We start from the raw sequence: 5,439 nt of genomic DNA, 5'->3' as shown, positions 1-5,439 counted from the left end.
CGCGCCCCGCGGCGAAGGCGGACAGGGCGCCGGTCTTCGCGAGCGCCTTGACCGCGAGCCAGCTCAGGAGGCCCGCGATGACGATGCCGGAGACGACCGCGAACGCCGTGTACGCGACCTGCCAGCCGAACTCCCACTCGACGAAGAACTGGATGACCTCGCTCACGCCGAGCGCAAGGCCCGAGAGGGCGCCCGCGAGCAGCGCGACGCCGAGGTTCCAGCGGCGGTACGCGAAGATCGCGAAGCCGACCTCCGCGCCGAGGCCCTGGACGAGGCCGGAGAGGAGCACCGTGACGCCGAACTGCGAGCCGAGCAGGGCCTCGACAACCGCCGCGAGGATCTCGCAGAACAGGGCCGCGCCCGGCTTGCGGATGATGAGGCCGCCCAGGACGCCGGCCAGGAGCCAGCCACCCGAGTAGAGGCCGCTGAGCGGGGCGAAGGCGGCGGTGACGACCTGGATCCCGGTGTAGCCCTGGTCCCACAGCCAGAAGATGACGCCGCACGCCACGGAAACGACCGCGGCGACAACGATGTCGACGACCCGCCACGTGTAGACGGGCTTGGTGGTGGTGCTCATCTGTTCCTCCCACTGGAGTAGGAGGGGCGGCAGCACAGCTGCCTGAGAACTCGACTTCCTTCGCCGGTATTAGCCGGAGCAGGTTCGAGGGTCTGCGGCGGTCCGCACTCTCAGCGCCCTGGGTGCGCCGGGCATGCCCGGCGTCGGCGCTCCCCTGTCGTATGAAGTGCAGCAAGTCTACCGCTAGGCTGGCGGGGAGTGCTCTGCACAGCGCTGGAGTCGACAGAACGCGAAGGAGACGGACGTGACCATCCTCATCAAGCTGTTCGGGACGCTTGTCAGCCTCGGCGCAGGCTTTGTAGCCACGAAGGTCGTCGATGCGGTGTGGGAGAAGAGCACCGGCAACAAGCCGCCCAAGGACGCCACCAACATCGAGACCAGCCTGCGCGACACGCTCGTCTTCGCGCTCGTTTCCGCGTCCGTCGGCGCCGTGGTGAACGTCCTCACGCAGCGGTACACCCAGAAGGCGATCGCGCGCTTCAACAGCACGCCGGACCGGGTCTAGCGGCAGGCGGCGGCCGGGGCCGCCGCCGGTGGGGCCGCGGCAGGTGGGGCCGGACGATCAGTTCCCCCGCCGGTTCCCCCCCTCCGCCGGTTGCCCCCGCCGGTTCCCCCAGCTTCTCAACCAGATTCCCCGGTACCTCCGCCGACCTCCCCGAGCAGCCAACCCCCGTCGACGCGGCGAGGCCCGAAATTCCGGGTGAGGGCCGCCGTCGTCCGCTGACAAGGTGGGGAAACTGGCTGGCGAGTTGGGGAAGCCGGCGCCGTAGTTGGGGCGGCCGGCAGAGAAAGCGGAGAACGTGGGCCTGAAGGTGGGGAAGCCGGCGCCGCCCTCAGCTGAACCGCGGCAGGTCTCCCCGGGCCCGACGCCGGGCGACGGCCTCCTTGACCTCGGCCACCATCGCCTCGGGCCGATCCACGATGTCGCTGTACGTATACCGGAGCACCTCGAACCCGCGCAGCTGCGCGGAACGGTCGCGGCGGTAATCCTTGGCACGTTGAGCCGGCTGCTCATGGACCTTCCCGTCTGTTTCGACGTCCACGCAGCCTTCGACGAGCACGTCCATCCACCCCACGCCGTCGACCTCGACCTGGTTCTGGACCCGAAGCCCCGCGCGCCGCAGTCGCTCGCGGGCGAGCACCTCAATGGGGGACTCGGCTCCCGATCCCACGGCGTCGAGCACGCGCCGGGCAGGCCCGTTCCGGTCGCCGGGCAGCCGTTCGCGGAGGAAGTCGAGCGAGAAGCCCTGTTGCGCGGCGGACTCCACCATCACGAGCGCCTCGAGCTCGGGAAGGCATCGAAGCGCGTGCAGGAGGACGTCGGCGCGCGAAGCGACGTGGCTCCGGGGCTCGCGCGGCCGCCACGATTGGCGGTGCACCACCGCGCGGCCCGAACTGTACCGGCCGTCGGCACGCAGAATGTGGACCTCCTCGGGCTCCCGAAGCACCCAGAAGCCGTGAGCGCGTGCGCCGGATGCACACGTGAGCGCGGAGTTGGTCGACGCGCACCGCACCAGGACGGGATCCGCGTCCGGTAGCGCGTAGATCCCCTGACGCGGCCGAAGGATCGCGCCGGCGGTCAGGGCCTCCTCGAGCTCCGCGCGCGTCACGCCGTCGCGGAAGAGGTCGCGCCGCCGGGCGACACCGCTCCACCGTGCCAACACATCGAGGGCTCTCATCTCGCCATCGTGTCCCATGACCGGACGGCCGACGACGGCGGGAAGCGCCTATGTGGACAACTGCGGCCCCGGCGTTCCCCGGGTTCGCCGCCGGCTTCCCCCGGTCTCGCCGCCAGACTCCCCAGCTTGCCCGCCGAAGTCCCCCCCATCTGGGCCCCGTCAGCAAGGCGAACCCCCGGAATTCCGGGCGAGGACCGCCGTCGTCCGCGCTGAAGGAGGGGAACCCGGCGGAGGACGTGGGGAAACGGGCGGAGAAATTGGGGAGGGTGGTCCCGAAGCCCGGGATCTTGGCGCCGAAGTGGGGACGACGGACGACGGCGGCGCCCTCCTACCGCTCCAGCTCCTCCTCCTCGGCGCGCTCGACTCGCGCGACGACGTCGTCGAGCTCGTCGACGGTGAGCCTCGCCTTGTCGACGTGCTTGGTGCGGTACCCCGCCCGGCCCACCATGTGCGCCGAGACCGGGACGGTCAGGAGCTGGAAGATCCACGCGACGACGAGCAGCGGCACGAGGGCCCAGCTCCGCAGCTCGAGCCCGAGCGCCGTGAGCAACAGGAGCGAACCCAGCACCTGGGGCTTCGTCGCGGCGTGCATGCGCGTGAGCAGGTCTGGGAAGCGCAGGAGGCCGATCGCGGCGCCGAGCGAGAGCAGCGACCCCGCAACCATGAGGACGCCGGCCACCATATCCACGGGGTCGGTCACGGCCGCCTCCGATCCTGCACGAAGCGGGCCACTGTCACGGACCCGACGAAGCCGATGAGCGTGATCGCGACGACGAGCGCCACGTTGTCGGTGTTGTGGTGGCCGGCCATGTCGACGATGAGCGCGGACGCGAGGACCACGAGCAGGACGTCCGCCGCGAGCACCCGGTCGAGCAGCGCCGGCCCCTTGATCATCCGGACCACGGCCCCGAGCGCCGCGAAGGCGAGCAGCACGCTGCAGACCACCAGCACGATCTCCATGAACGTCACGAGCCCTCCCTCCCGTTCCAGCCCGGCAGCGTCGACGACGCGCGGCGCAAGTGCGCCTCCTCGCGGAGCAGCCGCAGCTCCTCCTGGGTGCCCATGATCCGGATGAGCTCGGCCTCGGCGGCGAGCACGGACCGGCGCACACGCTCGGCCGCGGCCTGGTCCGGAACGTCAATGCCGTGCACGTAGAGCGTCGCGTTGGCCCGGTCCACGTCCACGATGAGCGAGCCGGGAATGAGCGAGACCACATGCCCCGTCGCTGTCACGAGGAGGTCGGAGTGGCTTCTGAGCGGGACGGCGACGACGGCGCTCGTCGCCGCGGGACCGGCGGTGACCGCGAGCCGCAGGACGTGGACGCTCGCCGCGACGAGCTGCCCCACGAAGACGAACGCGTAGCGCACGGCGTGGAGCACGTTGAACCGACCGCTGAGCTCGACGGGCGGGAGGTAGAGGAACCTCGTCACGACGAGAGCGAGGATGAGCCCGAAGACGAGGTTCCCGGGGCTGAAATCCTGCCAGAGGGCGCCCCACACGATCACGAGCCACGCGAGCAGCGGCAGCTCGGTGCGGAGGGAGATGCGCGGCGTCGGGCTCATGGGCGCCCCACGCTCTGGGGCTGACTCTGCTGGGACTGGCTCACGTGCTCGGCCGCGAGCCGAGCCGCGTCGGGGCCAAGCACGGCGGAAATGTACGGTGTGCGGTCGAGCATCTCCTTCGCGGCCTCCTCGCTCACCCGGAACAGCGGGCCCGCGAACACGGTGAGGGCGAGGCCGAGCCCCACAAGCCCGGCCGTCGCGCCCACCATGGCCGGGGGCATCGAGCCGCGCCGCGCGGGGGCAAGGAGCGCTGGGTCTGGATTCTCGGCGTCGTCCGTGGTGCGCCAGAAGGCGCGGCCCCACACGCGCGCCATCGCGAGGAGCGTCAGGAGGCTCACCGCGACGCCGGCGACGACGACGGCGAGCGCCATCGGCGTGCCGAGGGCCACGCCGGCCTGGATGAGGCCGAGCTTCCCGAGGAACCCGGACAACGGCGGGATCCCCGCGAGGTTCATGGCCGGGACGAAGTAGAGGAGCGCGAGGAGCGGCGAGAGCTTCGCGAGGCCGCCGAGCCGATCGACGGAGGCCGAACCGGCCCGCCGTTCGATGAGCCCCGCAACGAGGAAGAGCGAGGTCTGCACCGTGATGTGGTGCATGACGTAGAACACGGTGGACGCGAGCCCGATCACCGAACTCATCGCGAGCCCGAACACCATGTACCCGATGTGGCTGACGAGCGTGAAGGACAGGAGTCGCTTGATGTCGGTCTGGGCGAGCGCGCCGAAGATCCCGACCACCATGGTCAGGAGCGCCACGACCATGAGCGGCACGTTGAGCTGGTCCCCGGGGAACAACAGCGTCTCGGTCCGCACCATGGCGTACACGCCGACCTTCGTGAGCAAGCCCGCGAACACCGCCGTGACCGGCGCGGGCGCGGTCGGATACGAGTCCGGGAGCCAGAACGAGAGCGGGAAGACGGCGGCCTTGATCCCGAAGCCGATGAGCAGCATGACGTGCAGGAGCACCTGGGTCTCGGGCGAGATCTGGCCGAGCTTCACGGCGAGATCGGCCATGTTGACCGTTCCGGTCGCGGCGTAGACCATCCCGATCGCGATGAGGAACAGGAGCGAGGAGACCACACTCACGACGACGTAGGTCACCCCCGCGCGGATCCTCGCCGTCGTGCCTCCGAGCGTGAGGAGGACGTAGCTCGCGGTCAGCAGCATCTCGAAGCCGACGTACAGGTTGAACAGGTCCCCCGCGAGGAACGCGTCCGAGACCCCGGCCACGAGAATGAGGAAGCTCGGGTGGAACACCGAGATGGGCCCGTCCTTGTCGCCGTCAGCGATGCCCTGCGAGACGGCGTACACGAGGACCGCGAGGCTCACCGCGCTCGAGACCACGAGCATGAGCGAGGAGAACTGGTCCACGACGAGCGTGATCCCCACGGGCGGAAGCCACTCGCCGATCGGCACCGAAACGGTGCCACCTCTCCATACCGAAACGAGCAGCGCGACCTCGAGCCCGAGCGTTGCGACCAGCACGCCGATGCTCACGATGCGCTGGGCGCGCTCCTGCCGGAGGAGCATGAACGTCGCCGCGGCACCGAGGATGGGGAGGACGACGGCGAGAGGCGCGAGGCTGGCGACGTTCACTCCGGTTCCTCCTCGTCACGCGGGCC

The 5,439-nt window shown here is 70.3% G+C and carries 7 protein-coding genes and 1 riboswitch; of the genes, 1 reads left to right on the top strand and 6 read right to left on the bottom strand.

The genetic code is table 11. The features are described 5' to 3' along the window. The coding region (locus tag ACLN58_RS17180; RefSeq protein WP_415856463.1) for an ECF transporter S component at positions 1 to 577 on the bottom strand (577 nt) is incomplete at its 3' end. A 38-nt stretch (positions 578 to 615) separates the two neighbouring features. Continuing rightward, positions 616 to 743, bottom strand: a riboswitch (TPP riboswitch). 78 nt (positions 744 to 821) lie between these two features. Here ACLN58_RS17180 and ACLN58_RS17175 point away from each other — a divergent pair. Next, complete coding sequence (locus tag ACLN58_RS17175; protein WP_415856462.1) at positions 822 to 1,082, top strand: DUF4235 domain-containing protein; 261 nt, start codon at positions 822 to 824, stop codon at positions 1,080 to 1,082. Between the two features lie 328 nt (positions 1,083 to 1,410). Here ACLN58_RS17175 and ACLN58_RS17170 read toward each other — a convergent pair whose 3' ends face one another. From ACLN58_RS17170 to ACLN58_RS17150, 5 genes are all read right to left on the bottom strand, one after another. Next, positions 1,411 to 2,256, bottom strand: coding sequence for a DUF559 domain-containing protein (locus tag ACLN58_RS17170; protein ID WP_415856461.1), 846 nt, complete (start codon positions 2,254 to 2,256; stop codon positions 1,411 to 1,413). A 328-nt stretch (positions 2,257 to 2,584) separates the two neighbouring features. Continuing rightward, positions 2,585 to 2,938, bottom strand: a complete 354-nt coding sequence (mnhG, locus tag ACLN58_RS17165) for a monovalent cation/H(+) antiporter subunit G (protein ID WP_415856465.1) — start codon at positions 2,936 to 2,938, stop codon at positions 2,585 to 2,587. 14 nt (positions 2,939 to 2,952) lie between these two features. Further along, positions 2,953 to 3,216 (bottom strand): monovalent cation/H+ antiporter complex subunit F, encoded by a 264-nt coding sequence (locus tag ACLN58_RS17160; protein ID WP_415856464.1) that lies wholly within the window; start codon positions 3,214 to 3,216, stop codon positions 2,953 to 2,955. A 5-nt stretch (positions 3,217 to 3,221) separates the two neighbouring features. Continuing rightward, positions 3,222 to 3,818, bottom strand: coding sequence for a Na+/H+ antiporter subunit E (locus tag ACLN58_RS17155; protein WP_415856460.1), 597 nt, complete (start codon positions 3,816 to 3,818; stop codon positions 3,222 to 3,224). Continuing rightward, positions 3,815 to 5,413, bottom strand: a complete 1,599-nt coding sequence (locus ACLN58_RS17150) for a Na+/H+ antiporter subunit D (protein ID WP_415856459.1) — start codon at positions 5,411 to 5,413, stop codon at positions 3,815 to 3,817. Before ACLN58_RS17150 ends, ACLN58_RS17155 begins: the two co-directional genes overlap by 4 nt. Positions 5,414 to 5,439 lie beyond the last annotated feature (26 nt).

Source organism: Sinomonas sp. G460-2 (assembly GCF_047759905.1).
Classification (GTDB): Bacteria; Actinomycetota; Actinomycetes; order Actinomycetales; family Micrococcaceae; genus Sinomonas.
The sequence above is the reverse complement of the archived record's forward strand: the minus strand, read 5'-3'. Positions and strand labels throughout refer to the sequence as shown.

Excerpts from the sequence above, each read along its gene's own strand:
- ACLN58_RS17160 (WP_415856464.1), bottom strand. The coding sequence starts at position 3,216 with ATGGAGATCGTGCTGGTGGTCTGCAGCGTGCTGCTCGCCTTCGCGGCG.
- mnhG (WP_415856465.1), bottom strand. The coding sequence starts at position 2,938 with ATGGTGGCCGGCGTCCTCATGGTTGCGGGGTCGCTGCTCTCGCTCGGC.
- ACLN58_RS17155 (WP_415856460.1), bottom strand. The coding sequence starts at position 3,818 with ATGAGCCCGACGCCGCGCATCTCCCTCCGCACCGAGCTGCCGCTGCTC.
- ACLN58_RS17170 (WP_415856461.1), bottom strand. The coding sequence starts at position 2,256 with ATGAGAGCCCTCGATGTGTTGGCACGGTGGAGCGGTGTCGCCCGGCGG.